The 25780-nt window shown below is 72.8% G+C and carries 21 protein-coding genes and 1 pseudogene; 16 read left to right on the top strand and 6 right to left on the bottom strand.

The features are described from left to right. The first annotated feature begins 33 nt into the window (after positions 1 to 33). Complete coding sequence (locus ACZ6RT_RS27860; RefSeq protein ID WP_470157044.1) at positions 34 to 933, top strand: TIGR03564 family F420-dependent LLM class oxidoreductase; 900 nt, start codon at positions 34 to 36, stop codon at positions 931 to 933. 105 nt (positions 934 to 1038) lie between these two features. Here ACZ6RT_RS27860 and ACZ6RT_RS27855 read toward each other — a convergent pair whose 3' ends face one another. Further along, entirely contained in the window at positions 1039 to 1752 is a 714-nt protein-coding gene (locus ACZ6RT_RS27855) for a hypothetical protein (protein ID WP_470157043.1), read from the bottom strand. Between the two features lie 98 nt (positions 1753 to 1850). Then, entirely contained in the window at positions 1851 to 2828 is a 978-nt protein-coding gene (dapD, locus tag ACZ6RT_RS27850) for a 2,3,4,5-tetrahydropyridine-2,6-dicarboxylate N-succinyltransferase (protein WP_399195999.1), read from the bottom strand. A gap of 176 nt (positions 2829 to 3004) precedes the next feature. Here dapD and thrS point away from each other — a divergent pair, with 176 nt between their 5' ends. Then, positions 3005 to 4972 (top strand): threonine--tRNA ligase, encoded by a 1968-nt coding sequence (gene thrS / locus ACZ6RT_RS27845; RefSeq protein ID WP_399196001.1) that lies wholly within the window; start codon positions 3005 to 3007, stop codon positions 4970 to 4972. A 151-nt stretch (positions 4973 to 5123) separates the two neighbouring features. Here thrS and ACZ6RT_RS27840 read toward each other — a convergent pair whose 3' ends face one another. Further along, the gene (locus ACZ6RT_RS27840) at positions 5124 to 5975 is read right to left on the bottom strand and encodes an Asp23/Gls24 family envelope stress response protein (protein WP_470157042.1); all 852 of its coding nucleotides are present in this window, start codon (positions 5973 to 5975) and stop codon (positions 5124 to 5126) included. A 182-nt stretch (positions 5976 to 6157) separates the two neighbouring features. On the opposite strand from ACZ6RT_RS27840, the gene ACZ6RT_RS27835 reads away from it, so the two are divergent. Beyond that, positions 6158 to 6709: an HIT family protein gene (locus ACZ6RT_RS27835; protein ID WP_470157041.1), complete on the top strand. Its 552-nt coding sequence runs from the start codon at positions 6158 to 6160 to the stop codon at positions 6707 to 6709. On the opposite strand, the gene ACZ6RT_RS27830 is transcribed toward ACZ6RT_RS27835, so the two are convergent. The 3 genes from ACZ6RT_RS27830 to ACZ6RT_RS27820 all read right to left on the bottom strand — a co-directional run bounded on the left by ACZ6RT_RS27830 (position 6652) and on the right by ACZ6RT_RS27820 (position 12833). Next, positions 6652 to 8778, bottom strand: coding sequence for a hypothetical protein (locus ACZ6RT_RS27830; protein ID WP_470157040.1), 2127 nt, complete (start codon positions 8776 to 8778; stop codon positions 6652 to 6654). The two genes, ACZ6RT_RS27835 and ACZ6RT_RS27830, sit on opposite strands and share 58 nt — an antisense overlap. A 92-nt stretch (positions 8779 to 8870) precedes the next feature. After that, on the bottom strand, positions 8871 to 10502 hold the full coding sequence (locus ACZ6RT_RS27825; protein WP_399196008.1) for a glycoside hydrolase family 10 protein: 1632 nt from the start codon (positions 10500 to 10502) through the stop codon (positions 8871 to 8873). A gap of 198 nt (positions 10503 to 10700) precedes the next feature. Further along, positions 10701 to 12833, bottom strand: a complete 2133-nt coding sequence (locus ACZ6RT_RS27820; RefSeq protein ID WP_399196010.1) for an elongation factor G-like protein EF-G2 — start codon at positions 12831 to 12833, stop codon at positions 10701 to 10703. A gap of 409 nt (positions 12834 to 13242) precedes the next feature. Between ACZ6RT_RS27820 and pgsA the strand changes: the two genes are divergently transcribed. The 13 genes and pseudogenes from pgsA (at position 13243) to ruvB (ending at position 25735) form a co-directional block, all read left to right on the top strand. Continuing rightward, a complete protein-coding gene (gene pgsA / locus ACZ6RT_RS27815; RefSeq protein ID WP_399196012.1) occupies positions 13243 to 13860 on the top strand; it encodes a phosphatidylinositol phosphate synthase in 618 nt (205 codons plus the stop codon). Between the two features lie 12 nt (positions 13861 to 13872). Further along, on the top strand, positions 13873 to 14787 hold the full coding sequence (locus ACZ6RT_RS27810; RefSeq protein WP_470157039.1) for a phosphatidylinositol mannoside acyltransferase: 915 nt from the start codon (positions 13873 to 13875) through the stop codon (positions 14785 to 14787). Beyond that, positions 14784 to 15875: pseudogene (locus tag ACZ6RT_RS27805) on the top strand (glycosyltransferase family 4 protein); the annotation flags it as partial. The gene ACZ6RT_RS27810 and the pseudogene ACZ6RT_RS27805, both read left to right, overlap by 4 nt. 284 nt (positions 15876 to 16159) lie before the next feature. Further along, positions 16160 to 16696 carry a hypothetical protein gene (locus ACZ6RT_RS27800; protein ID WP_399196018.1) on the top strand — a complete coding sequence of 179 codons (537 nt, stop codon included), beginning with the start codon at positions 16160 to 16162 and terminating at the stop codon, positions 16694 to 16696. A 105-nt stretch (positions 16697 to 16801) separates the two neighbouring features. Beyond that, complete coding sequence (locus ACZ6RT_RS27795) at positions 16802 to 17821, top strand: DUF3048 domain-containing protein (protein WP_470157038.1); 1020 nt, start codon at positions 16802 to 16804, stop codon at positions 17819 to 17821. 153 nt (positions 17822 to 17974) lie between these two features. After that, positions 17975 to 18889 (top strand): pyridoxal 5'-phosphate synthase lyase subunit PdxS, encoded by a 915-nt coding sequence (gene pdxS / locus ACZ6RT_RS27790; protein WP_470157037.1) that lies wholly within the window; start codon positions 17975 to 17977, stop codon positions 18887 to 18889. A gap of 268 nt (positions 18890 to 19157) precedes the next feature. Continuing rightward, positions 19158 to 19748, top strand: coding sequence for a pyridoxal 5'-phosphate synthase glutaminase subunit PdxT (pdxT, locus tag ACZ6RT_RS27785; RefSeq protein WP_399196022.1), 591 nt, complete (start codon positions 19158 to 19160; stop codon positions 19746 to 19748). A gap of 3 nt (positions 19749 to 19751) precedes the next feature. Continuing rightward, positions 19752 to 20504, top strand: a complete 753-nt coding sequence (locus ACZ6RT_RS27780) for a YebC/PmpR family DNA-binding transcriptional regulator (RefSeq protein ID WP_399196023.1) — start codon at positions 19752 to 19754, stop codon at positions 20502 to 20504. Between the two features lie 85 nt (positions 20505 to 20589). Then, a complete protein-coding gene (locus ACZ6RT_RS27775; protein WP_399196025.1) occupies positions 20590 to 22005 on the top strand; it encodes a cation:proton antiporter in 1416 nt (471 codons plus the stop codon). 70 nt (positions 22006 to 22075) lie between these two features. Further along, the gene (locus tag ACZ6RT_RS27770) at positions 22076 to 23302 is read left to right on the top strand and encodes a GNAT family N-acetyltransferase (protein WP_470157036.1); all 1227 of its coding nucleotides are present in this window, start codon (positions 22076 to 22078) and stop codon (positions 23300 to 23302) included. 129 nt (positions 23303 to 23431) lie between these two features. Then, positions 23432 to 24028 carry a crossover junction endodeoxyribonuclease RuvC gene (gene ruvC / locus ACZ6RT_RS27765; protein WP_470157065.1) on the top strand — a complete coding sequence of 199 codons (597 nt, stop codon included), beginning with the start codon at positions 23432 to 23434 and terminating at the stop codon, positions 24026 to 24028. Continuing rightward, a complete protein-coding gene (gene ruvA / locus ACZ6RT_RS27760) occupies positions 24025 to 24645 on the top strand; it encodes a Holliday junction branch migration protein RuvA (protein ID WP_399196029.1) in 621 nt (206 codons plus the stop codon). Before ruvC ends, ruvA begins: the two co-directional genes overlap by 4 nt. A gap of 34 nt (positions 24646 to 24679) precedes the next feature. Continuing rightward, a complete protein-coding gene (gene ruvB, locus ACZ6RT_RS27755) occupies positions 24680 to 25735 on the top strand; it encodes a Holliday junction branch migration DNA helicase RuvB (RefSeq protein WP_399196030.1) in 1056 nt (351 codons plus the stop codon). Positions 25736 to 25780 lie beyond the last annotated feature (45 nt).

The following is a 25780-nucleotide window of genomic DNA, read 5'->3' as shown; positions in this document are numbered from 1 at the left end:
GGGCGGACTCGACTAGAATGGAGTTCGGTAGCGATGCGATTCGGACTGATGATCAACGAGCCCAAGGGACCCGACGTACTCGGCGGACTGCGGGAGCGCATCGCCCGCGCGGCCGGTGACGGCTTCTCCTCCGTCTGGATGTCGCAGATCTTCAGTCTCGACGCGCTGACCGCGCTGGCCGTGGCCGGAAGCCAGGTGCCCGGCATCGAGCTGGGCACCGGCGTCGTCCCGACCTACCCGCGCCACCCGGCCGCCCTCGCCCAGCAGGCCCTCACCGCCAACGCCGCCCTCGACGGACGGCTCGTGCTCGGCATCGGGCTCTCGCACCAGATCGTGATCGAGGGCATGTACGGCTACAGCTTCGACAGGCCCGCCCGCCACATGCGCGAGTACCTGTCGATCCTGATGCCGCTGGTACGGGGCGAGAACGCCGACTTCGAGGGCGAGACCCTCACCGGCAAGCTCGGGCTGACCACGCCCGGCCCGAGGGACATGCCCGTCCTCATCGCGGCACTGGCCCCCAGGATGCTCAGGCTGGCCGGGGAGGTGGCCGACGGCACGGTGCTGTGGATGACCGGTCCCAGGACCGTGGCCGAGCACGTGGCGCCCGCGGTCACCGAGGCGGCCCGGGCCGCCGGACGGCCCGCGCCGAGGATCGTCTGCGCGCTGCCCGTCTGCGTCACCGACGACGCCGGCGCGGCCAGGGCGCTGGCCGCCGAGCGCTTCGAGGTCTACGGCCACCTGCCGTCGTACCGGGCGGTGCTCGACCGGGAGGGCGCGGCCGGACCCGCCGACGTGGCGATCGTCGGCGACGAGGACGCGGTGTCGGCGCGGATCGAGGAGCTCGCCAAGGCCGGGGTCACCGACTTCGTCGCCTCCGAGTACTCCTCGGGCGACGGCCGGACGCGGGAGTTCCTCAAGAGCCTGCTGTGAGGCCGGGTCCCCGCGGCCCGGGTTCGACCCCGGGTGGCACGGGCCCGAGGTCCGGCCCCCGGTGATCCGGGGGTGACACGGGCCGGTCCCGCGGGACCGGCCCGCTCAGAGGCCGAAGGCGCTCAGCGCGGCCCAGGCCGTCCCGGCGCCGACGGCGGCTCCGGCGGCCACCTGCGCGGGCGTGTGGTGGGTCAGCCGGACCCGCGCCCAGCAGATCGCCGCCACCACCAGCGCGCCCACGACCAGGGTGGGCACCGCGGGCAGCACCCGGGCGAGCACCACCACGGTGCCCGCCGACACGGCCGCGTGGAAGGAGATCTTCCACCTGAGCGTGATCGGGACCGTCACCGCGAGCGCGGCCAGCATCGCGGTCACCGTGGCCACCAGCAGCCGGGGCGCGCCCAGCAGGACCAGCAGCACCAGCGCGACGACCACCCCGGCCACCGCCACCAGCAACGGCCCGGTCCGGCTCGCCCGGTCGACCAGGTGGTGGGAGTCCAGGCGCCCGGCACGGACCCCGGCCAGGATCACCGCGGCCGGCACCCCGCCGCACAGGACCGAGGCCAGCAAACCCCAGGCCGCGCCGGCCGGGGCGTCGGCCATCAGCCCCACGAGCGGGGGCAGCACGATCACCAGCACCTGCGGCGCGAACAGCCCGGTGATCAGCCGCGCCGTCGCGTCCGCGCGGTTCCCGCCCTCCGCGCGGCTCCGGCTCTCAGCGGCCCCGGCGCTTCCAGAGCCCTCAGTGCTTTCAGAGCCCTCGGCGCCCTGGACGCCCTGGACGTCCCCGGCGTCCTCGGCGGTCCGTCGATCGGTCATCTCCGCCCTTCCGGCGTTCCGATGGTGTTCTCACCGCGGCCCGTGCGGCCCGTGCGGCCCGTGCGGGCCCGCACGGGCCGCGGCACGGGCCGCGGTGCTCAGTCGTTGGCGTGCAGGATGCTGTTCAGCTCCACGCCCGTGCCATGGCGGGGCACGACCTCGACCGCTCCGGAGGTGGAGTTGCGCCGGAACAGCAGCCCCGAGGCGCCGGAGAGCTCGGCGGCCTTGACCGTCCGCCCCTCGGGCAGGGCCACCTTGGTCCCGGCGGTCACGTACAGTCCCGCCTCCACGACGCAGTCGTCGCCCAGGGAGATGCCGATGCCGCTGTTGGCGCCCAGCAGGCAGCGCCGCCCGATGGAGATGACCTGCTTGCCGCCGCCGGACAGGGTGCCCATGATCGAGGCGCCGCCGCCCACGTCGGAGCCGTCGCCCACGACGACGCCCGCCGAGATGCGGCCCTCGACCATGGAGCCGCCCAGCGTCCCGGCGTTGAAGTTGACGAACCCCTCGTGCATCACGGTCGTGCCGCTCGCCAGGTGCGCGCCGAGACGGACCCGGTCGGCCTCGGCGATCCGGACCCCGGTGGGCACCACGTAGTCGACCATGCGGGGGAACTTGTCCACGCCGTAGACGGTCACCTGGCCCCGGGCGCGCAGCCGGAGCCGTACCTCCTCGAAGCCCTCCACCGCGCACGGGCCGTGGTTGGTCCACACCACGTTGCTGAGCAGGCCGAACAACCCGTCCAGGTTCTGGCCGTGCGGCTGGACGAGACGGGCCGAGAGCAGGTGCAGGCGCAGGTAGGCGTCGTGCGCGTCGGCGGGGGCCTCCGACAGCTTGGTGATGCCGGTCCGTACGGCCACCACCTCCACGCCGCGGTCCTCGTCGGGACCGAGCAGCGCGGCGACCCCGGAGCCGAGCTCCTCGGCGGCCTCCCGTTCGGTCAGCCGCACGGTGCCGGGGGAGGGGGGCTCGCCCAGCTGCGGGGACGGGAACCACGTGTCGAGCACGGTCCCGCCGGAGGTGATGGTCGCGATGCCGGCCGCGTGCGCGCCGGAGGTCTGGGCTGCTGCGTTCACATCGGCCAAGCCTAGCCAGAGCCACCGCCACGGCGGTACGCCGAGGGAGCGCCGGCGCCACGGCGGCACCACGCCGGCACCACGCCGGCAGGGCCGGGAAAAGGCGTCCCCGGCACCGGTAGCATCGACTCCCTACAGCTTTCGTCACATCCGACGACGTCCTCTCGGGAGCAACCGTGTCCGCCGTGCCAGAACTTCAGATCACCCTCGCCGGAACCGCGCGCGTGGTGGCGGAGGGCACGACGTACGGCGAGGCGCTGGAGGCCGACGGGCGCTCCGTGGTCGCCGCCCGCGCCAACGGCGAGCTCAAGGACCTCGCGGCCCGGGTGGCCGACGGCGACGTGGTCGAGCCGGTCGAGGCGGGCAGCCCCGACGGGCGCGCCATCGTCCGCCACTCCGCCGCGCACGTCATGGCCCAGGCCGTCCAGGAGATCTTCCCCGAGGCCAGGCTGGGCATCGGCCCGCCGGTGGAGAACGGCTTCTACTACGACTTCGACGTCAAGGACCCGTTCACCCCCGAGGACCTCAAGCGCATCGAGAAGCGCATGCGCGAGATCGTCAAGCAGGGACAGCTGTTCTCCCGCAGGCCCGTCTCCGACGAGGAGGCCACCGCCGAGCTCGCCGCCGAGCCGTACAAGCTGGAGCTGATCGGCCTCAAGGGCGGGGCGGCCGACGAGGAGAGCGTCGAGGTGGGCGGCGCGGAGCTGACCATCTACGACAACCTCGACGCCAAGAGCGGCGAGCTGCGCTGGAAGGACCTGTGCCGCGGCCCGCACGTGCCGACCACCCGGTCCATCCCGGCGTTCAAGCTGATGCGCTCCGGCGGCGCCTACTGGCGCGGCAGCGAGAAGAACCCGCAGCTCCAGCGGATCTACGGCACCGCCTGGGAGTCGCGCGAGAAGCAGGACGAGTACCTGCACCTGCTGGAGGAGGCCGAGAAGCGCGACCACCGCAAGCTGGGCGCCGAGCTCGACCTGTTCTCCTTCCCCGACGAGCTGGGCTCGGGCCTGCCGGTCTTCCATCCCAAGGGCGGCGTGATCCGCCGCGCCATGGAGGACTACTCGCGCGCCCGCCACGAGGAGGCCGGGTACTCCTTCGTCAACACCCCGCACATCACCAAGCAGAAGCTGTACGAGACCTCCGGCCACCTGGAGTGGTACGCCGACGGCATGTTCCCGCCCATGGAGCTGGAAGGCGCCAAGTACTACCTCAAGCCGATGAACTGCCCGATGCACAACCTGATCTTCCGGGCGCGCGGGCGTTCCTACCGCGAGCTGCCGCTGCGGTTGTTCGAGTTCGGCACGGTCTACCGCTACGAGAAGTCCGGCGTGGTGCACGGCCTGACCCGGGTGCGCGGCCTCACCCAGGACGACGCGCACATCTACTGCACCCGCGAGCAGATGCGCGACGAGCTGGCGTCGCTGCTGCGCTTCGTGCTGGACCTGCTGCGCGACTACGGCCTGGACGACTTCTACCTGGAGCTGTCGACCAAGGACCCGGTCAAGTTCGTCGGAAGCGACGAGGACTGGGAGGAGGCGACCGCGACGCTGCGCGAGGTCGCCGAGTCGGAGAACCTGGAGCTGGTCCTCGACCCGGGCGGAGCGGCCTTCTACGGGCCGAAGATCTCCGTCCAGGCCCGGGACGCGATCGGCAGGACCTGGCAGATGTCGACGATCCAGCTCGACTTCAACCTGCCGCAGCGCTTCGACCTGGAGTTCCAGGCGGCCGACGGCTCCCGGCAGCAGCCCGTCATGATCCACCGGGCGCTGTTCGGCTCGATCGAGCGCTTCTTCGGCGTCCTGGTCGAGCACTACGCGGGCGCGTTCCCTCCCTGGCTCGCGCCGGTCCAGGTGGTCGGCATCCCGATCGCCGAGGCCCACGTGTCCTACCTCCAGGACCTCGCGGAGAAGGCCCGCGCCCGGGGCATCAGGATCGAGGTGGACGCCTCCGACGACCGGATGCAGAAGAAGATCCGCAACGCGCAGAAGTCCAAGGTGCCGTTCATGCTGCTGGCGGGCGACGAGGACATCGCGGCCGGTGCGGTCTCCTTCCGCTTCCGCAACGGCGAGCAGAAGAACGGGGTGCCGGTCGACGAGGCGCTCGCGGAGATCGTCGACGCGATCGAGCGCCGCGCCCAGGTCTGACCCTCCCGGCCGGCTCTGAGCCCTCCCGCCCAGGTCTGGGCCTCCCCGCCACGTCTGATCCCCCCGGCCCTCGACGCCCTCGCCGGGAGGGCCCCCGGACGGCCGGGACGTCCCGGCCGTCCCGGATCCCCGACCGTCCCGGACGGCCGGGTCAGGCCGGTGTCGTGCGGCCGGTCTCACCGGGCAGGCGGACGTCGTCCACGGTGACGTTGACCTCGACGACCCGCATGCCCAGCATCCTGCTGATCGTCCGCGCCACGTTGGTCTTGACCTCGTTGGCCACGTCCATCACCACGTGCCCGTACTCGGTCACGATCGTCACGTCCACCGCGGCCGTGCGGTCCTGCACGTGCGCGCTGACGCCCCGCGGGCCACGCCTGACGCCGGGGCCGGAGCCGGCCCGGTGGCGTACCGTCTCCGCGGCCAGAGCGGCCTCGTCGCAGAGTTCGGCCACGCCCGCCACCTCCAGCGCGGCGAGGGCGGCGACCTTCTCCACCACCTCGTCGGCCACCTTGATCCGGCCCTTCACCACGGCCCCGGCCACGGGGGAGGGCGCGGGTGCCGGCGGGGCCGCGGAGATCACCGAGACCGACTGGGGCGGGGTCTCCGGGACGTCCGCGTCGTCGCCGGGGGACGGGGGGAGCGGCTCGTCAGACGCGCCCGACGAAGCCGACGACACCGAGGACACCGAGGACGCGGAAGGCGCGGGGGACGTCGAGGACGCGGGGGACCCCTGGGACACGGGGGACATGGGGGACAGGGAGGACAGGGAGGACGGCGTCGAGGGTGCCGGGGAGGGGTCCTCCTCGACCACGGTCAGGACGGGCTCGTCCGGGGAGGCGTCCGGCTCGTCCCGGAGGGGCGCGGGCCCGCCCGGGGACGGCTGCGACGGCTCCGGGGTGGACAGGGACAGGCTCAGGGAGAACGGGCGGGCGGGCCTGCCGCTCGCCTCGGCGGGAGACGCGGTCTTCTCGGTCGGTTCCTCGACGGAGACGTCGGTCATGGGTACTCCTCGGCTGTCGTTGGTGGTGCAGGGGGATTCTGCCGGAAATCCCCCGTATTCGTTCGCCGATACCGGGACATGCGGGAAGGGGCCTCCCGGGCTCCGCGGAGGCGGGGCGACCGGGCAGGGAAGGCGGGGAGGCGCGAGCCGGGCCGGATCGGCGTGGCAATATGCTGGCGGCCATGAGCAACGAGCCGGAGGCGCAGCACGGGGCGGGGACACCGGACGCGTTCCAGAGACTCTGGACTCCTCACCGGATGGCGTACATCAAGGGGGCCAGCAAGCCGAGCGGCTCGGGTCCTGAGGACGGCTGCCCGTTCTGCGAGATCCCCCGGATGAGCGACGAGGACGGGCTCGTCGTGGCCCGGGGCGAGTCGGTCTTCGCGCTGCTCAACCTCTACCCGTACAACTCCGGCCACCTGATGGTCTGCCCCTACCGGCACGTCCCCGACTACACCGACCTGGACGGGCCCGAGACCGCCGAACTGGCCGACTTCACCCGGAGGGCCCTGGTCGCCCTGCGCAAGGCCAGCGGCGCGCAGGGCTTCAACGTGGGCATGAACCTGGGCGGTGTGGCGGGCGCCGGCATCGCCGCCCACCTGCACCAGCACGTGGTCCCCAGGTGGGGCGGCGACACCAACTTCATGCCCGTGGTCGGCCAGACCAAGGTCCTGCCTCAGTTGTTGCGCGACACCAGGGAGCTGCTCGCCGGGTCCTGGCCCTCCTCCTCGTAGGGCGGGTCGCCGGCGCCCAGGGCCCTGATCCCCACCGAGAGCGTCAGCGGGACCGCCAGCGCCAGGGCCATCGACAGAACCGCGGCGCCCGAGTCGTTGACCAGCATGCCGACCACGCCGCTGATCAAGGTGCCGATCAGCCCGGCCCGCAGCGCGGGGGAGTGCGTGAACGCCGCGGGCAGCACCCCGGCGGTCGCCCGCTCGGGCCGCAGCAGCGCGTACACCAGGAAGGCCACCGCGGCGATCACGACCGGCATCAGGTTGGGGTTGAGCAGGGTGCCGATCATCGCGCCGAACTTGCGGCCGATCACCTCCAGGGCCTCGCCGGTGAACACCTGGCCGACGAAACGTCCCAGGTGGGTCTGCGAGCCCGGCGGGCGCAGGTAGTCCAGGTAGGCGATGGCCATCACGGTGACGCCGCCCGCCACGCAGAGCGCGCCCAGCCTGACGATCGAGACCCGCCTGCCCGCGATCAGCATCGCGGTCACCGCGATGCCCGGCACGAACGCGATCACGCCGCCGAAGTCGCTGCCCACGCCGGGCCAGCCGCCCAGGATCATCGCGAAGCCGCCCAGGCCCGCCACCACGGCGACCGCCGCGCCCTTGCGGCCCCGGCGCGTCAGCCGGTGCGCGATCGTGGACGCCAGCAGCAGCACCGAGGTGGCGAAGAGCGCGAAGGGGATGTTGCCCAGCCCGTAGTAGCGGGCCCCGACCACCGCGCTGTAGCCCATCACGCTGTTGAGCTGCAACGTCGTCCCGGTCAGCAGGTCACCGGCGAGCACCGCCGCGGTCACGCCCGCCACCACCGCCAGGGGGCCGAGCGGGGCGCGCCGCCAGGGACCGGCCAGCGCCACCGCGGTCAGCAGCAGCGCCGAGACGACGATCCCACCGGCCAGCGCCACGACCGGGGTCCCCGTGCGGTGCCAGCCGACGAGGTTGACCAGGTACGTCGAGACCGGCACCGAGGCCAGCGCCACCGCGGCCACCCGGATGGCGGTCAGGCCGCGCCCGCGGCGCAGCAGCAGGAAGGCTGCCAGGTAGAAGGCGACCTGGAGCACGGCGACCGTGGTGAAGAACACCCCGCCCGCCTGCCTGATCGTCTGCCCGGCCACGTCGGCCCGGTCCAGCTCCACCCGCGCCGCCTCGACGCCTCCGGTACGCCGCTCGCTCGCCTGCCAGGGCACCCCGATCACCGTCGGAGGGGTCGCCACCCCGGCCAGGGAGAGCATGGTCGCGGTGACGTCCGGCAGGATCGTGATGTCGTCGCGGTGGGTGGAGGCCGCCCCCAGGAAGTGGCCGGAGAACCGCCCGCCGTTCTCGCCGCTCATCATGGCCACCCGCAGGTGCGGGTCGCCGCCGTGGTCGGACAGGCCCGCCAGCAGCACGGTCGTCTCCCGGGGCAGCACGCTCAGCACCGCTCCGGCCTTGGCGTCGGCCAGCCGCAGCGCCGCCGCCCGCTGTTGCGGCCCGAGCGGCTCCCCGTCCGCCGGCAGCCGCCCGCCGGTCACGTACGGCCTGATCAGGTCGTCGACGTCGGCGGCCATCACCCGGCACCTGGTCAGCGCCCCGGAGGGGATCTGCTCGGGGGAGGGGGCGTACACGCCGACGCGGCCCGCCCGGTCGGCCAGGGCCAGCGCGGCGCCGGGGCCGATCGCCAGCGTGCACTGCCCGGCGACGCGCACGGCCTCGCCCAGGGCGCCCGCGTAGCGCTGCCCGGCGACCTCGTGCAGGTAGCCGTACTCGGGGATGGCCGCGCCCGTGCCGGAGGGCTCGGGCACCGGCGGCAGGCCGCAGCCGTAGCCGACCGCCGACCTCACCCCGGCCGAGACCGTCAGCCACCCGTCGTAGGGGCAGGTCACCCGCCCGACGGTGCGCACCGAGAGCGATCCGACGGCGCTCCGCCCGGCGAGCCGCCACAGGTTCGGGGTGGTGGCGGGATCGAGATCGCTCCACCGCAGGCCGGGGACGCCGATCAGCATCACCCGTTCGTCCGCCTGCGTGGCGGCGTGCGCGGCCCCCGGCCACAACATGCCCAGTACCACCGCAAACGCGACAAGCGTCCGCTTCACGAACGACCTCCCCTTCAGCTTCGGTCAAGGCTGGCACCGTAGGGGAAGATCGCGTCCGGGTCCAGCCGGGGCGGGCCGGGCGGCGGCCGGGCTCAGGTCCCGCCCGGCTCGCTCTCGTTCTGCAGCCGGTCCAGCGAGGTGACCAGGTAGGAACCGCCACCGGGAACGGCGAGGGTCTGGCGCTCCCCGGCGGCCGCGGGCACGACCGCGATCAGGTTGCGGGCGTCGGCGGTGGCGCACTCGCCGGGCTTTCCCGAGGCGATCCGGTAGACCGCGTACGAGCGGGCCCCGGCCGAGCCCTTCCAGCCCAGCGAGGTGCCCTGGAGCCGCACGTCGGAGGGCCTGGGCGGGGCCTGCCCGCCGCGGTCCTTCATCAGCGGCAGCAGCGCCGGGCGCGAGTAGTGGTTCTTGACGAGGCGGTCCAGCACCCCCAGCGGGTTGGTGGACAGCTGCTTGGCGCTGAAGTAGACGTCGCCGGAGACCTGCGGGTAGGCGCGGTTGCGGGCCAGGTGGGAGGGCAGCTCGCCGGGCCTGGTCCAGGCCGGGGTGTCGGTGGTGCCCACCCGGTACAGGGCCTGGCCGATGTAGAGCTGGACGCCGGTGCCCTTGACCTCGTTCGCCCACCACGGCATCAGCACGTCGTAGTCGGCGACGGCGAAGGCGCGGGGCCAGTACAGCTGCGGGATGACGTAGTCGACCGTGCCCTTGCGGATCCAGTGCCGGGCGTCGGCGTAGATGGAGTCGTAGGCGGACATGCCGCCGGTGGCCGAGCCGGTGGGGTCCTGGGCCTTGTTGCGCCAGATGCCGAACGGGCTGATCCCGAACTTCACGCTGTTCCTGGTCGCGTGCACGGCCTTGTCGACCTGGGCGATCAGCGTGTTGACGTTGGAGCGGCGCCAGGCGGCCAGCTTCCTGCCGTTGCCGTACTTCGCGAAGGCGGCGCGGTCGTCGAACGTGGCGCCCGCGACGGGGTAGGGGTAGAAGTAGTCGTCGAAGTGGACGCCGTCGACGTCGTAGCGCGTCACCACGTCCGTGACGACCTTGGTGACGTGCTCGCGGACCGAGGGCAGGCCGGGGTTGTAGTAGGCCAGGCCGTTGTACTTGACGATCCAGCCGGGGTGCCGCCGGGCGGGGTGACCCGCGGGCAGCGCGGCGAGGTTCCCGTCGTAGGAGGCCCGGTAGGGGTTGAACCAGGCGTGGAACTCCATGCCGCGCCGGTGGGCCTCGGCGATGAGGAAGGGGAGCGGGTCCCAGCCGGGGTCCTTGCCCGCGGTGCCGGTCAGGTACTGCGACCAGGGCTCCAGCGACGATCGGTACAGCGCGTCGGAGGCGGGGCGGATCTGGACGAACACCGCGTTGAACCGCCGTTTGGCCGCGTTGTCGAGGATCCTGACGTACTCGGCCTGTTGGCGGGCGACCGACAGGCCGGTCCGCGAGGGCCAGTCGATGTTCTTGACCGTGGCGATCCAGACCCCGCGCAGCTGGCGCTTGGGATACCTGGGGTCGACGTCGCAGCGCGCCGAGGCCGAGGCGGTGGTCGTCGCACCGTCGGTGGCGCCGGTGGTCTCCTTCGTGTCGGCGGTGCCGTCCGCGCCGGTCCGGGCCGGTGCGCGCCCGGCGGTCTCGGCCTTGCCGGGCGGGGCGTCGGGGCCGAACGTGTAGGCGGCGCCGGTGGTCAGAACGGCGAGTGCGGTAGCGGCCAGCAGAGGGCGTCCGTTTCGCATGATTCCTCAGTCTGGCATCCGGACCGGTGTGCTCCGGCCAGAAAAAAGAAATCGTTTCGTGATTACTTCGTTACGGAAGTGCGGGGTGGGAGGCGTGTGCCCGGCGGGGCGCGTTCCCGGCCCGGAACGTGTGCCCGGCGGGGCGCGTTTCCGGCCCGGAACCGGTCGGCCCCCGTCCGGCGCACGCCTCCCGCGGTCTCAGGCGGTGACCTTCTCCACCAGGTGGGACGGGAGTGGTTCGTAGCGCAGGAAGGTCCGGCGGAACGTGCCGGTGCCGTGTGACATCGATCTCAGGTCGATCGAGTAGCGGGTGATCTCCAGCTCGGGCACCTCGGCCTTGACAAGGGTGCGGCCCGCGCCCACCGGTTCGGTGCCCAGCACGCGGCCCCGGCGCGAGGACAGGTCGGACATCACCGCGCCCACGTGCTCGTCGGCGACCAGCACGCCGACCTCGTCGACCGGTTCGAGCAGCAGGGTGGGCACCTTGGCCGCGGCCTCCTTGAGCGCGAGCGCCCCGGCGATCTGGAAGGCCATGTCGGAGGAGTCGACCGAGTGGGCCTTGCCGTCGTAGAGGGTCACCCGCACGTCCACCATGGGGTAGCCGGCGACGACCCCGCGCTGCATCTGGGTGCGCACGCCCTTCTCCACCGAGGGGATGAACTGGCGCGGCACCACCCCGCCGACGATCTTGTCCACGAACTCGAAGCCGCCGCCGGAGGGCAGGGGCTCGACCTCCAGGTGGCAGACGGCGAACTGGCCGTGGCCGCCGGTCTGCTTGACGTTGCGGCCCAGGACGCGGCAGCTGCCGCCCAGGGTCTCCCGCAGCGGCACCCGCAGCTCGACCTTCTCCACCTCCACGCCGTGCCGTCTGCTCAGTCGGTCGAGCAGCACGTCGGCGTGGGCCTCGCCCATGCACCAGAGCACGAGCTGGCGGGTCTCGGGGTTGTTCTCCAGCCTCAGCGTCGGGTCCTCGGCGACCAGCCGCTGCAGCGCCTGGCCGAGCTTGTCGTCGTCGGCCTTGGACCGGGGCTGGATCGCGACCGGCAGCAGCGGCTCCGGCATCGTCCAGGCCGTCATCAGCAGCGGGTTCTCCCGGTCGGAGAGGGTGTCGCCGGTCTCGGCGCGCGACAGCTTGGCGACCGCGACGATGTCCCCGGCCACGCACGTGCCGACGGTGCGCTGGAGCTTGCCCAGCGGGCAGGACAGCGCGCCGATGCGCTCGTCCACGTCGTGGTCCTCGTGCCCGCGGTCGGCCAGGCCGTGCCCGGAGACGTGCACGGTCATGTCGGGGCGCAGGGTGCCGGAGAAGACCCGGACCAGGCTGATCCGGCCCACGTACGGGTCGCTGGTGGTCTTGACGATCTCGGCGACCAGCGGGCCCTCGGGGTCGCAGGTGATGCCGGGGACGGGGGTGCCGTCGAGGGTGACGACCTCGGGCAGCGGGTGTTCGAGCGGCGAGGGGAACCCCTGGGTGACGAGCTCCAGGATCTCCGTCGCGCCCACCCCCGCCCCGGCGGCCAGCACCGGGTGGAAGCCGCCGCGCGCGACCGCCTTCTCCAGGTCCTCGACGAGGGCCTTGGTCTCGATCTCCTCGCCGGAGAGGTAGCGGTCCATCAGGGACTCGTCCTCGCTCTCCTGGATGACGCCCTCGATCAGGGCGCCGCGGTAGAGCTCGATCTGGTCGGCGTAGGCCGGGCCCGGGGCGTTCTCGGTCCGGGTGCCGGTCGCGTAGTTGTAGAACTTCTGGCTCAGCAGCCCGATCAGGCCGTTCACCCGGCCGTTGGTCACCACCGGCAGGTACAGCGGGGACACCCCGTCGCCGAAGGCGTCCTGGCAGGCCGCCAGGGCGGCCTCGAAGTCGGCCCGCTGGTGGTCCATCTTGGTGATCACCACGGCGCGCGGCATGCCGACCGCGGCGCACTCCTCCCAGAGCATCCTGGTCAGGCCGTCCACGCCGTCGCAGGCCGAGACCACGAACAGCGCCGCGTCGGCCGCGCGCAGCCCGGCGCGCAGGTCCCCGACGAAGTCGGCGTAGCCGGGGGTGTCCAGGAGGTTGATCTTGATGCTGTTGTGCACCACCGGGGACACGGTGAGGTTCACCGAGCGCTGCTGGCGCACCTCGACCTCGTCGAAGTCGCTCACGGTGGTTCCGTCCTCGACCCGGCCCGGCCGCGAGACGGTCCGTGTCGCCTCTAACAGGGCCTCCACCAGCGTGGTCTTCCCGGCACCGGAATGGCCGACCAGCACGACATTTCTGATCATGTCCGGCCGGTCGGCCGCGGGTGCCCTCCCCGCGGCTCCCGCTGCTCCGCCGGATGTTCTCTCCGCCACATCGCCTCCCGCGTCGTTGCCGAAGGAGCACGGCCCGGTGGGGCCACACCCCGGGGGTCGCAGCCGCGCCCGTACGCCGACGGACGCGGTCTGTTCACCAAATACCCATGTGGCGAATATCACAAGAGGGGTGAGGCGATCCTCTTGCGAGAAGAAGATCGAATCGCTATTGATCCGGTTCGTACGGATGGCCGGGCGACTCCGGAGCGCGTCCCGGCCGACGCGCCGTCACCCGTGCGGCCGTCCCGCGGCCGTCACCCGTGCCGTCACCGTATGACCGTCCGTGCCGCCGCCCGTGCCGCCGCCCGTGCCGCCCGTGCGGCCGTCGCCGGGACGGCGCGCGAGCGGTGCGTGATCATCGGGTGGCCGTAGCGCGGGTGCAGGCCGGTTGGCCTACGATCGGAGCGCGATGTTGAAACTTCTGCGCCCCGCCGTCACCCGAGTCCTGACCCCGCTGGGCCGGGCCCTCACCCGTCATGGGGTCAGCCCCAACGCGGTCACCGCGGCGGGCACGCTCGGGACCGTCGCCGCGGCCCTGTTCTTCTACCCCAGGGGCCAGCTGTTCGTCGGCACGGTGGTGATCACCTTCTTCGTGCTGGCCGACCTCCTGGACGGGGTGATGGCCAGGATGACGGGCCCGGGGAGCGTCTGGGGCGCCTTCCTGGACTCCACCCTCGACCGGGTCGGCGACGCCGGGATCTTCTCCGGGCTGGTGTGCTGGTTCATCGTGAGCGACCAGCCGGTGCTGGCCGGGGTCGCGCTGTTCTGCCTCGCGGCGGGCGCGGTGGTCTCCTACGTCAAGGCCAGGGCCGAGGCGCTCGGCATGACGTGCGACGTCGGCCTCGCCGAGCGGCCCGAACGCCTGGTCGTCGGCCTGGTCTCGACCGGGCTCGGCGGTCTCGGCGTGCCGTACGTCCTGCCCGTGGGACTCTGGCTGCTCGCCGTGGCCAGCGCGGTCACCGTGGGCCAGCGCCTGCTGCACGTGCGCCGGCAGGCCGTCTCCGCCCCGCCCCGCACCCTCCGCTGATCGGAAAGATCGATGACCGACACGCCCTCCCTCCAGGATCGTCTCGTCGCGGCCGCGTTCGGCGCCGGCTGGACGGTCGTTCCCCGCCTGCCCGAGCGGCTCACCGCCGCCGCCTTCCGCGTCGCCGCGGACCGGCTGTGGAAGCGCCGGGGCAAGTCCGTGCTCAGGCTGGAGGCCAACCTCGCCCGCGTCAAGGGCACCTCGCCCTCGGACCCGGCGATCCGGGAGCTCAGCCGCGCCGGCATGCGCTCCTACTTCCGCTACTTCCACGAGGTGTTCCGGCTGCCCTCGATGCCCATCGAGGAGATCGTCTCCCGGATGCACGTGGTCGGGGCCGAGGCGGTCTACGACCACCTGGCCGCGGGCAGGGGAGTGGTCATGGCCCTGCCGCACACGGGCAACTGGGACCAGGCCGGCGCCTGGTTCGCCAAGACGGGCCACCCGTTCACCACGGTCGCCGAGCGGCTCAAGCCCGAGTCGCTCTTCCACCGCTACACCGCCTTCCGCGAGGGCCTGGGCATGGAGGTGCTCCCGCTCACCGGCGGGGAGGGCCACACCTTCGGCACCCTGGCGCAGCGCCTGCGCGCCGGCCTGCCGGTGGCCCTGCCGGCCGAGCGGGACCTGACCGCCAAGGGGGTCCAGGTGCAGTTCTTCGGCGCGGCCACCCGGATGCCCGCCGGACCCGGCCTGCTGGCCGTGCACACCGGGGCCCCGCTCATCCCGGCCCTGCCCTACTTCACCGAGTCCGGCTGGGGCCTGCAGTTCTACGACGAGATCGCGATCCCGGCCGAGGGCGACAGGAAGGAGAGGGTGGCCGCGGCGATGCAGAGCCTGGCCACCGTCTTCGAGAAGGGCATAGCCGAGCACCCCGAGGACTGGCACATGCTGCAGCGCCTCTGGCTCGAGGACCTGGAGCCCCGGGCATGAGGATCGGCATCGTCTGCCCCTACACCTGGGACGTTCCCGGCGGCGTCCAAGTGCACATCCGCGACCTGGCCGAGGCGCTCATGGCCGACGGCCACCACGTCTCGGTGATCTCCCCGGCGGCGGACAACGCCCCGCTGCCCCCGTACGTGACCTCGGCCGGCCGCGCCGTCCCGGTGCCCTTCAACGGGTCGGTGGCCAGGATGTCGTTCGGGTTCCTGTCGGCGAACCGGGTACGGCGCTGGGTGCGCGAGGGCCGGTTCGACGTGCTGCACGTGCACGAGCCCGCCATCCCGTCGCTCGGGCTGCTCGCCTGCTGGGTGGCCAAGGGGCCGATCGTGGCCACCTTCCACGCCTCCTACGGCAACTCCCGGTCCTTCTCGGCCGGGGTGGCGATCATCATGAGCGCACTGGAGAAGATCACCGGCAGGATCGCCGTCTCCGACGCGGCCAGGAAGACCCTGGTCGAGTTCATGGGCGGCGACGCCGTGCTGATCCCCAACGGGGTGGCGGTCGCCCGCTACGCCGAGGGCGATCCGCTGCCCGGCTGGGACGAGGGCGAGGTGATCGGCTTCCTCGGCCGGATGGACGAGCCGCGCAAGGGCCTGCCGGTGCTGCTGGAGGCCTTCACCCTGCTGGCCGCCGAACGACCGGCGCTGCGCCTGCTGCTGGCCGGCCCCGGGGACGCCGCCGAGGTGCTGGAGCGGGTCCCGGCCGCCTACCACGACCGGATCGGGCTGCTCGGCATGGTGAGCGAGGAGGACAAGGTCCGCGCCTACCACACGGTCGACGTCTTCTGCGCGCCCAACCTGGGCGGCGAGAGCTTCGGTATCGTGCTCACCGAGGCGATGTCGGCGGGGGCGGCGATCCTGGCGAGCGACATCCCGGCCTTCGCCAAGGTGCTCGACGAGGGCCGGGCCGGGGCGCTGTTCACCACGGGCGACGCGGCGTCGCTGGCCCGCGAGGCCGCCGCCCTGCTGGACGACCCCGAGCGCCGGGCCACGCTCTCGCGGGAGGCCCGCCAGGCCGTGCGCAAGTACGACTGGTCCACCGTCGCCCGCGACGTGCTGAGGGTCTACGAGACGGTCGCGAGCACGGCGAGCACGACCGGCGTCGAGGAGGACGACGAGGACGCCGAGGACGCCGAGAGCCTCGGGGACGCCCCCGACGCCCGCGGCACCGGCGAGGCGACCGGCCCTGAAGGCATCGGCGGCACCGCCGGTCCCGGCGACAGCAGTGCCACCGGTGCCACCGGTGCCACCGGTGCCACCGGTGCCACCGGTGGCGTGGCGGTGGCCGCTCCCCGGTCCGGCGGGGCCGGACAGCCCGCGGGCGCCGCGCTGGTCGGCACGGCGACCGAAGGGGACGGCACGGCGTGACGACCACGATCCTGGTGGCGGGCGCGTTCGTCGTGCTCCTCGCCGTCTACGTCTCCTGGCGGGCGGGCCGGCTGGACCGGCTGCACATCCGGCTGGAGCTGGCCCGCGAGTCGCTGGACGCCGCGCTGGTGCGGCGGACGGCCGTCAGCCTGGAGCTGGCGGCCTCCCGGATGCTGGACCCGGCGACCAGCCTGGTGCTGGCCGCCGCCGCCCACGAGGCCCGTACCGCGGGCCCTGAGGAGCGTGAGCACGCCGAGAGCGACCTGTCGCGCACCCTGCGGGCCGTCGTCGACCAGGAGCGCTTCCGGGACCGGCTGGCCGGTACGCGGGCCGGGTCCGATCTGCTGGAGGAGCTGGGCGCCGCGGTGGCGAAGGTCCTCTACGCCCGCCGGTTCTACAACAACGCGGTGGGCGTGACCCGTACCGCGCAGCGCCGCTGGCTGGCCCGCACGCTGCGGCTGGCCGGGCACACCGCCTACCCGGAGTTCTTCGAGATCGACGACGCGCCGCCCAAGGCGCTCGCCGCCGAATAGCCCAAATACGCCTAATAGGCGGTGCATAAACCCGCGTATCTGATAAGTCGGACACCGGTAGGCTCATGGCGTTCGCGCCAGAGGCCTACCTGGAGGAGACGAGTCGTGCGGGTGCCCCGGATGATCACCGCCGCGGTGGCGGGAGTCGCGCTCCTCGCGCCGGCCGCCGCCTGCTCCTCCGACGAGCCGGCGGCCCCCGCGGGCAACGCCCAGGGTTCGGGCGCCGAGCCCGGCGCGACCCCGACCCCGGAGCCCGAGCCGACGCACCCCTTCACCGGCATGCCGGGCGCGGCCCGCAGGCCGGTGGTCGCGGTGAAGATCGAGAACACCGCGGCGGGCAAGCCGCAGCTCGGCCTCAAGAGCGCCGACGTCGTCTACGTCGAGCAGGTCGAGGCCGGGCTGACCCGCCTGATGGCGATCTTCTCCTCGAAGCTCCCGGCCAAGGTCGGCCCGGTCCGCAGCGCCCGCATCTCCGACCTGCACATCGTCCCGCAGTTCGGCAGGCCCGCCTTCGCCTACTCGGGCGCGCAGACCAAGATGCTGCCCTTCATCGCCGAGGCGCCGCTGTTCGACGTCTCCGACAGCAGGCAGCCGGGCGCCTACTTCCGCCAGCCCGGCCGTTTCGCCCCCTACAACCTCTTCGCCGAGACCCGGCGGCTGCTGGCCGGGGCGCCCAAGGCGTCCAGGGCCAAGGACATCGGGTTCACCTTCGGCGACGCCCCGGAAGGGGGCGTGCCGCGCAAGACCTACACCGTGCGCTACCCCGCGGCCCGCTTCGGGTTCGTCTGGTCCCAGGCGGCGGAGAAATGGCTGATCTGGCAGGACGGCAAGAAGAACATGGCCGCCGAGGGAGGCCAGCTCGGCGCCCCCACGATCGTCGTGCAGTACACCAAGACCGAGCGCTCGCAGTTCCACGACAAGAACCAGAGCTACACCCCGCTGGTGCACACCACCGGCAAGGGCAGGGCGGTCGTGCTCCGCGACGGCCAGGCGTTCAAGGCCCGCTGGTCGCGGCCCTCGGAGAAGAAGGGCACGGTCTTTACCACCGAGGCCGGGGATCCGATGAACTTCGCCCCCGGACAGGTCTGGGTCGTGCTGGCCTCGGCCAAGCCCGTCATCCCCTGACGGGCGACCCTTACAGGATGTCCAAGACGGTCCGCCGACAGTGACAAGGTGGCGTGTGAGGGGAGAGGCCGCCCTGCGCCTACGATGGAGACGTCAGCGGTCGCCCTCCGGGGCGGCCCGTGCCCCGCAGCCAGACGTCGTGAGGTAGAGCCCGTGTCCAGCAGCACGCCCGAAGTCAGCGAGACCACCGTCACCGGAACCGCCCGGGTCAAGCGCGGCATGGCAGAGATGCTCAAGGGCGGCGTCATCATGGACGTCGTGAACGCCGAGCAGGCCAAGATCGCCGAGGATGCCGGCGCCGTCGCCGTCATGGCGCTCGAGCGGGTGCCCGCCGACATCCGCGCCCAGGGCGGCGTCTCCCGGATGAGCAACCCCGACATGATCGACGGCATCATCTCCGCCGTCTCGATCCCGGTCATGGCCAAGGCCCGTATCGGCCACTTCGTCGAGGCCCAGGTCCTGCAGTCGCTCGGCGTCGACTACATCGACGAGTCCGAGGTCCTCACCCCGGCCGACTACGCCAACCACATCGACAAGTGGCGCTTCACCGTGCCCTTCGTCTGCGGCGCGACCAACCTGGGCGAGGCGCTGCGCCGCATCACCGAGGGCGCGGCGATGATCCGCTCCAAGGGTGAGGCGGGCACCGGCGACGTGTCCAACGCCACCATGCACATGCGCAAGATCCGCGGCGAGATCAAGCGGCTGTCCTCGCTGCCCGAGGACGAGCTGTTCGTGGCGGCCAAGGAGCTCCAGGCCCCCTACGAGCTGGTCGCCGAGGTCGCCAGGGCCGGCAAGCTGCCGGTCGTGCTGTTCACCGCCGGCGGCATCGCGACCCCGGCCGACGCGGCGATGATGATGCAGCTCGGCGCCGAGGGCGTGTTCGTCGGCTCGGGCATCTTCAAGTCCGGCAACCCGGCCGAGCGGGCCTCGGCCATCGTCAAGGCCACCACCTTCCACGACGACCCCGACGTCATCGCCAAGGTCTCCCGCGGCCTGGGCGAGGCCATGGTGGGCATCAACGTCGACGAGATCCCGGCCCCGCACCGCCTGGCCGAGCGCGGCTGGTAGTCCCCGCACGGCCCCGCGCCGGACGGCCGGACCGACCGGACCGGCCGGATGTGGCCGGATGTGGCCGCCGCCCTCCGTACGGCCCCGCACCGGCCCGTGCGGGTCGCCGCTCCCCGCGCGGCCCCGTCCCGGGCGGCCCGACGCGATCCACCCCGCTCCCACCGGAACCCCGGCGGGGGCGGGCGGGGGCGACGAGAGGTCGTTTTGGGATGATCCAGGCGTTGGTCATACCCTGAAGAGGCACCCACCCGCTCTGGAAGGACCACCGGTGACCAACGCCCCCACGATCGGCGTGTTCGCGCTCCAAGGCGACGTGCGCGAGCACATGCGCGCCCTGGAGGCCGTGGGCGCCCGGGCGGTCGCCGTGCGGCGGCCCCGGGAGCTGGAGGAGGTCGACGGCCTCGTCGTACCGGGCGGGGAGTCCACCACGATGTGGAAGCTCGCCGAGACCTTCGAGCTGCTCGAACCGCTCCGCATGCGGATCAAGGCCGGCATGCCCGCCTACGGCTCCTGCGCCGGCATGATCATGCTGGCCGACCGGATCGAGGACGGGATCGAGGGCCAGCAGACGATCGGCGGCATCGACATGGTCGTCCGCCGCAACGCCTTCGGCCGCCAGGTCGACTCCTTCGAGGCCGACATCGACTTCGCAGGCCGGGGGGAGATGCGGGCGGTCTTCATCCGCGCCCCCTGGGTGGAATCCGTGGGTTCGGAGGTCGAAGTGCTGGCGCTGGCCGAACCTGGGGATAGGATCGTCGCGGTCCGTCAGGGACCGCTGCTCGCCACGTCCTTCCACCCGGAGATCACCGGGGATGTCGGCGTGCATTCATATTTCGCTGAGATGGTGAGGGAGCTCTAGGCGATGTCCGGCCACTCCAAATGGGCGACGACGAAGCACAAGAAGGCCGCGCTCGACTCCAAGCGCGGCAAGCTGTTCGCCAAGCTCATCAAGAACATCGAGGTGGCGGCACGGACGGGCGGCCCCGACCCCGACGGTAACCCGACGCTGTACGACGCCATCACCAAGGCGCGCAAGAACTCGGTGCCGATCGACAACATCGAGCGCGCCCGCAAGCGCGGCGGCGGCCTGGAGGCCGGCGGCGCCGACTGGCAGACCATCATGTACGAGGGGTACGCCCCCGGCGGCGTCGCGGTGCTGATCGAGTGCCTGACCGACAACCGCAACCGCGCCGCCTCCGAGGTCCGCGTCGCGCTGACCCGCAACGGCGGCTCGCTGGCCGACCCCGGCTCGGTGTCCTACATGTTCAACCGCAAGGGCGTCGTGCTCGTCCCCAAGGGCGACCTGGGCGAGGACGACGTGCTGTCGGCCGTGCTGGACGCGGGCGCCGAGGAGGTCAACGACCTGGGCGACCAGTTCGAGGTGGTCTCCGAGGCCACCGACCTCGTCCCGGTCCGCAAGGCCCTGCAGGACGCCGGGATCGACTACGACTCGGCCGAGTCGAGCTTCATGCCGACGCTGAACGTCCCCCTCGACGAGGACGGCGCCCGCAAGGTCTTCCGGCTGATCGACGCCCTGGAGGACAGCGACGACGTGCAGAACGTCTGGGCCAACTTCGACGTCTCCGACGAGGTCATGGAGAAGCTGGACGCCTGACGGCCCCGGCCACCCGGTGATTTTAGGTTGATCTCACCTCATCTGCGATGTTTGCCCTTCTGGTCAGGGGCATATCACGCGGACGATGGGCAATCCTGATCTGATCTTTGCCGTGGCCGGTGTCGCCGCGCTGCTCGCGGCCACCCTGCCGCAGCTCCTGAACCGACGTCCCTTCTCCCTTCCGCTGGCCTGCCTGCTGTTCGGCGTTCTCCTGTACGTACTACCGCTCGATCTCCCGGACGCCGACCCGATCGCCCACCGGGCCATGGTCGAGCACGCCACCGAGGTGTGCGTGCTGATCTCCCTGATGGGCGCCGGGCTGGCCATCAACCGTCCCTTCGGCCGGCACTCCTGGTCGTCGACCTGGCGCCTGCTGGGCTGGACGCTCCCGCTGACCGTCCTCGGCGTGGCCGCCGCCGCCTACGGCCTGCTCGGCTGGCCGCTGGCGGCGGCGCTGCTGCTGGGCGCCGTGCTCGCCCCGACCGACCCGGTGCTCGCCTCCGACGTGCAGGTCGGCGAGCCCGTCGACTCGGAGAAGGCCGAGGAGTCGGAGAACCCCGACGGCCAGGAGAGGCCTCGCGAGGCGGGGAAGGACGACGAGGCGGAGAAGGACGACGCGGGGAAGAACGACGCGGGGAAGGACGACGACGCGGGGAAGGACGGTGCCGCGGAGAAGGACGACGACGAGGTCCGCTTCACCCTCACGTCCGAGGCCGGTCTCAACGACGGCCTGGCCTTCCCCCTGGTGTACGCCGCGATCGCGCTGGCCGTCAGCGGGGGAGCCGGTTGGCTGGGCGAGTGGGCGCTGGTGGACGTGCTCTACCGGTGCGGCGCCGGCGTGGTGGGCGGCCTGCTGATAGGCAAGCTGCTGGGGCGGCTCTTCTTCCGCGCCCGCGCCTCCGACCTGCGGCTGGCCGAGCACCGCGACGGCTTCGTGGCGCTGGCCGCGACGTTCCTGGCCTACGGCCTGACCGAGCTGGTGCACGGGTACGGCTTCATCGCGGTGTTCGTGACCGCCTGCACGATCAGGGCCGCCGAGCGCGACCACGGCTACAACGGGGTGCTGCACGGCTTCATCGAGCAGATCGAGCGGCTGTTCACCGCCTGGCTGATCGTCCTGCTCGGCGGGTTCATCGCCACCGGCGGGCTGAACGCGCTCACCTGGCGGGGCGCCGCCGTCGGCCTGCTGCTGATCCTGGTGATCCGGCCGCTGACCGGATGGCTGGCCGAACTGGGCGGACGGGCCGGCCCGCGCGAGCGCATCGCGACCGCGTTCTTCGGCATCCGCGGCATCGGCTCGCTGTTCTACCTCGCCTACGCCCTCGGCCAGGCCGACTTCGGCGTACCGGCCGCGGAGCTGTGGGCGGTGGTCGCCTTCACGGTGCTGGCCTCCCTGGTCGTGCACGGCATCTCGGCCACGCCGGTGATGACCCGCCTGGACCGGCTCCGCGAGCGGGTCGGCCGCGCCCGGGACGCCGACCCCGCCACCCAGCACCTCTGAGGGCGGCGGGACCGGGGGCCGCGAAAAAGGGTTGGCCCGGCGGGGAGGCAGCCGACTATCTTGTCCGCTCGTGGAGATACGCCCCCTGACCGCCGACGACCTCGACGCGGTGCTCGACAACCGCAGGCGCGCCTTCGGGATCATCCCGTCCGGTGACCTGGAGGACTGGCGGGCACAGGTCGTCCCGGTCCTGGAGGCCGGCAGGTATCTCGGCGTCGCCGACGGCCCCCGGCTGATCGCCACCAGCAGGATCAACGACTTCACCCAGTGGTGGCACGGCAGGCCGATCTCCATGGGCGGCGTCGCCTCGGTGACGGTCGCCCCGGAGGACCGCGGGCGCGGCGTCGGCCGGATGCTCCTGCGGGCCACCGTGGACCGCTGCGCCGAGCTGGGGCACCCGGTCTCGGCGCTCTATCCGGCCGCGACCCGCGTCTACCGCTCGCTCGGCTGGGAACACGCCGGAGCCCTGCACCGGGCCACCTTCCCGGCCGAGGCGCTGCGCGCGATCGGGCCCGCCGAGCGGTCCCCGGTCCGCCGGATGGGGCCCGGCGACGCCGCCGAGGTGATCGAGATCATGGGGCGGGTGCACGCCGGCGCCCGCGCCTCCGGCCCGATCTGCTGGGACGAGCCGACCTGGCGCCTGTGGCTGGAGGAGGAGGACGACTTCCTCTACCTGGCCGACGACGGGTTCGTGATCTACCGCTGGGACGGCGACGACATCGAGGTCGACGCCCTGCTGGCCGGCTCCGAGGCCACCGCCCGCACCCTGTGGTCGCTGGTCGGCTCCTCGTCCTCGATCGCCACGTCGGTCCGCGCCATCGTCGCCCCCGACGACCCGGTCTTCTGGCTGATCGGTGAACGCAAGAAGGACGAGGTCACCCAGACCCGCTGGATGTTCCGGGTGGTCGACCTGCCCGCCGCCGTCGCCGGCCGGGGCTTCCCCGACGGCGTCACCCTCGACACCGTCGTCCGGGTCGAGGATCCCCACCGCCCCGCCAACTCCGGCGCCTGGCGGCTCTCGGTCCGCGGTGGCGCCGGCGAGGCCCGTCCCGCCGAGGCCCCGCCCGGCTCCGTGCCGGTCCTCACCGCCGGGGGCTTCTCCGCGCTGTTCGCGGGCGTCCCGGCGGCCACCCTGCACCGCTCGGGGGCGCTCACCGTCCCCTCCGGCACCGCATCCCCGGACGCCACCGGTGTCACGGGCGCCCCGGGTGCCGCGGGTGCCGCGGATGTCGCAGGTGTCCTCGGGGTCCTGGAGACGGCCTTCCGCGCCACCCCGTACATGCTCGACTCCTTCTGACCCCGGCTGACCCCGGCTGACACCGGCCGCCGGGCCCGCGAGAGCCGTGCGCGCCGTGCCCGCACGCGGTAGAGTCTGCCACCGAACAGGTGTTCGGCGAGCGGAGGCGTGTCGGTGCGGGTGCCCGAGCTGCGGGTGATGGGGGTCGATCCCGGGCTGACCCGATGCGGGCTCGGCGCGGTCGAGGGGCGGCCCGGGGCGCCGCTGAACCTGGTCAGGGTCGGGGTGGTCCGTACCCCCGCCGACGACGAGATCGGCGCCCGGCTGGTGGCGATCGAGGCCGGCATCGAGCAGTGGCTCGACGAGGTCGAGCCCGACGCGGTGGCCGTGGAGCGGGTCTTCGCCCAGCACAACCTCAGGACCGTGATGGGCACCGCGCAGGCCTCCGCGGTGGCGATCCTGTGCGCCTCCCGCCGGGGGCTGCCGGTGGCGCTGCACACGCCGTCCGAGGTCAAGGCCGCGATCACCGGCAGCGGCACGGCCGACAAGCAGCAGGTCGGCACGATGGTCACCCGCCTGCTCCGGCTGGACGCCATGCCCAAGCCCGCCGACGCCGCGGACGCGCTCGCCCTGGCCATCTGCCACGTCTGGCGGGGCGGCGCTCAGAACAGGCTGGCCGAGGCCGCGGCCAAGGCCAGGGCGGCGAGCGGCCCGAAGACGACCGCCGCGGCCTACTTCCGCGGCCGGGGCGGGACGGCCAGATACTCGAGAGGAACCAGCACGTGATCGCCTCGGTTCGGGGACAGGTGACCGCGATCGCGCCCGACGGGGCGATCGTCGAGGTCGGCGGTGTCGGCGTCCGGGTGCACTGCACGCCGACGACGCTGGCGACGCTCAGGCAGGGCGAGGAGGTGCGGCTGGCCACCTCGCTGGTGGTCCGCGAGGAGTCGCTGACGCTCTTCGGCTTCGCCACCGACGACGAGCGCGGCATCTTCGAGATGCTCCAGGCGGCCAGCGGGGTCGGCCCCAAGGTCGCGCTGGCGATGCTGGCGGTGCACACCCCCAACGCGCTCCGGATGGCCGTGGCCGCCGCCGACGTCAAGGCGCTGACCAGGGTCCCCGGGGTGGGCCCCAAGGGCGCCCAGCGGATCATCGTCGACCTCAAGGACAAGCTCGGCACCCCAGAGGAGGCCGTCACCGCCGCGCTCAACGGCGACGCCCCGGTGCCCGTCTGGCGCGACCAGGTCCACTCCGGCCTGGTCGGGCTCGGCTACTCGGCCCGCGACGCCGACGAGGCCGTCGCCGCGGTCGCGCCCCAGGCCGACACGGCGCTGGCCGAGGGCCGCACCCCGCCGGTGGCGGCCCTGCTCAAGGCCGCCCTGCGGGTGCTGAGCGTGCGATGACGGACCTGTGGCCGGCGAGGGAAGGCGGACGGGCGTGAGCGAGCGGGACCTGGTGTCGCCGGACGCCGAGGACGACGAGCAGAACATCGAGGCGGCGCTGCGGCCCAAGCGGCTGGACGAGTTCATCGGCCAGGCGCGGGTGCGCGAGCAGCTCTCGCTGGTGCTGCAGAGCGCGCTGCGGCGCAACCGGCCGCCGGACCACGTGCTGATGAGCGGCGGCCCGGGACTCGGCAAGACGACCCTCTCCATGATCATCGCGACCGAGCTCTCGGTGCCGCTCCGGATCACCTCCGGGCCCGCACTGGAACGGGCCGGTGACCTCGCGGCGATCCTGTCGACCCTGTCGGAGGGCGAGGTCCTGTTCATCGACGAGATCCACCGGATGGCCAGGCCCGCCGAGGAGATGCTCTACCTCGCGATGGAGGACTTCCGCGTCGACATCGTGGTGGGCAAGGGGCCGGGGGCGACCGCCATCCCCCTGGAGATCGCCCCGTTCACCCTGGTCGGGGCCACCACCCGGGCCGGCATGCTGCCCGCTCCGCTGCGCGACCGCTTCGGCTTCGTCGCGCACATGGACTTCTACGGGGTCGCCGAGCTGGAGCAGGTGCTGCACCGCTCCTCGCGGCTGCTGGGCGTCACCCTTCCCGCCGACGCCGCCCAGGAGATCGCCGGGCGCTCGCGCGGCACGCCCCGTATCGCCAACCGCCTGCTGCGCAGGGTCCGCGACTTCGCCGAGGTCCGCGCCGACGGCGTGGTGACCAAGGACATCGCCTCGGCCGCGCTCAACCTCTACGAGGTCGACGCCGAGGGGCTCGACCGGCTGGACCGGGCGGTGCTCGGGGCGCTGCTGCGCAAGTTCGGCGGCGGGCCGGTGGGGCTGTCGACGCTGGCGGTCGCGGTGGGGGAGGAGCCGGAGACGGTCGAGGTGGTGGCCGAGCCGTTCCTGGTGCGCCAGGGGCTGCTGGCCCGTACGCCCAGGGGCCGGGTGGCGACCGCCGCGGCCTGGACCCACCTGGGGCTGACCCCCCCGCCGGACGCCTTCGGCGCCTCGTTCCTGGTCGGGCTCGGGGACGAGCCCGGGAAGATATAGCGTGAGGAATCGGTAGGGAGAACGTACGGGATTGATCACAGATCA

The sequence above is a fragment of the Streptosporangium sp. NPDC050148 genome (assembly GCF_055586505.1).
This window is presented reverse-complemented; position numbering and strand designations above follow the sequence as displayed.

Excerpts from the sequence above, each read along its gene's own strand:
- ACZ6RT_RS27775 (WP_399196025.1), top strand. The coding sequence starts at position 20,590 with ATGGGCAATCCTGATCTGATCTTTGCCGTGGCCGGTGTCGCCGCGCTG.
- pgsA (WP_399196012.1), top strand. The coding sequence starts at position 13,243 with ATGTTGAAACTTCTGCGCCCCGCCGTCACCCGAGTCCTGACCCCGCTG.
- ACZ6RT_RS27840 (WP_470157042.1), bottom strand. The coding sequence starts at position 5,975 with ATGACCGACGTCTCCGTCGAGGAACCGACCGAGAAGACCGCGTCTCCC.
- ACZ6RT_RS27810 (WP_470157039.1), top strand. The coding sequence starts at position 13,873 with ATGACCGACACGCCCTCCCTCCAGGATCGTCTCGTCGCGGCCGCGTTC.
- ACZ6RT_RS27780 (WP_399196023.1), top strand. The coding sequence starts at position 19,752 with ATGTCCGGCCACTCCAAATGGGCGACGACGAAGCACAAGAAGGCCGCG.
- ACZ6RT_RS27860 (WP_470157044.1), top strand. The coding sequence starts at position 34 with ATGCGATTCGGACTGATGATCAACGAGCCCAAGGGACCCGACGTACTC.
- ACZ6RT_RS27825 (WP_399196008.1), bottom strand. The coding sequence starts at position 10,502 with ATGCGAAACGGACGCCCTCTGCTGGCCGCTACCGCACTCGCCGTTCTG.
- ACZ6RT_RS27835 (WP_470157041.1), top strand. The coding sequence starts at position 6,158 with ATGAGCAACGAGCCGGAGGCGCAGCACGGGGCGGGGACACCGGACGCG.
- ACZ6RT_RS27855 (WP_470157043.1), bottom strand. The coding sequence starts at position 1,752 with ATGACCGATCGACGGACCGCCGAGGACGCCGGGGACGTCCAGGGCGTC.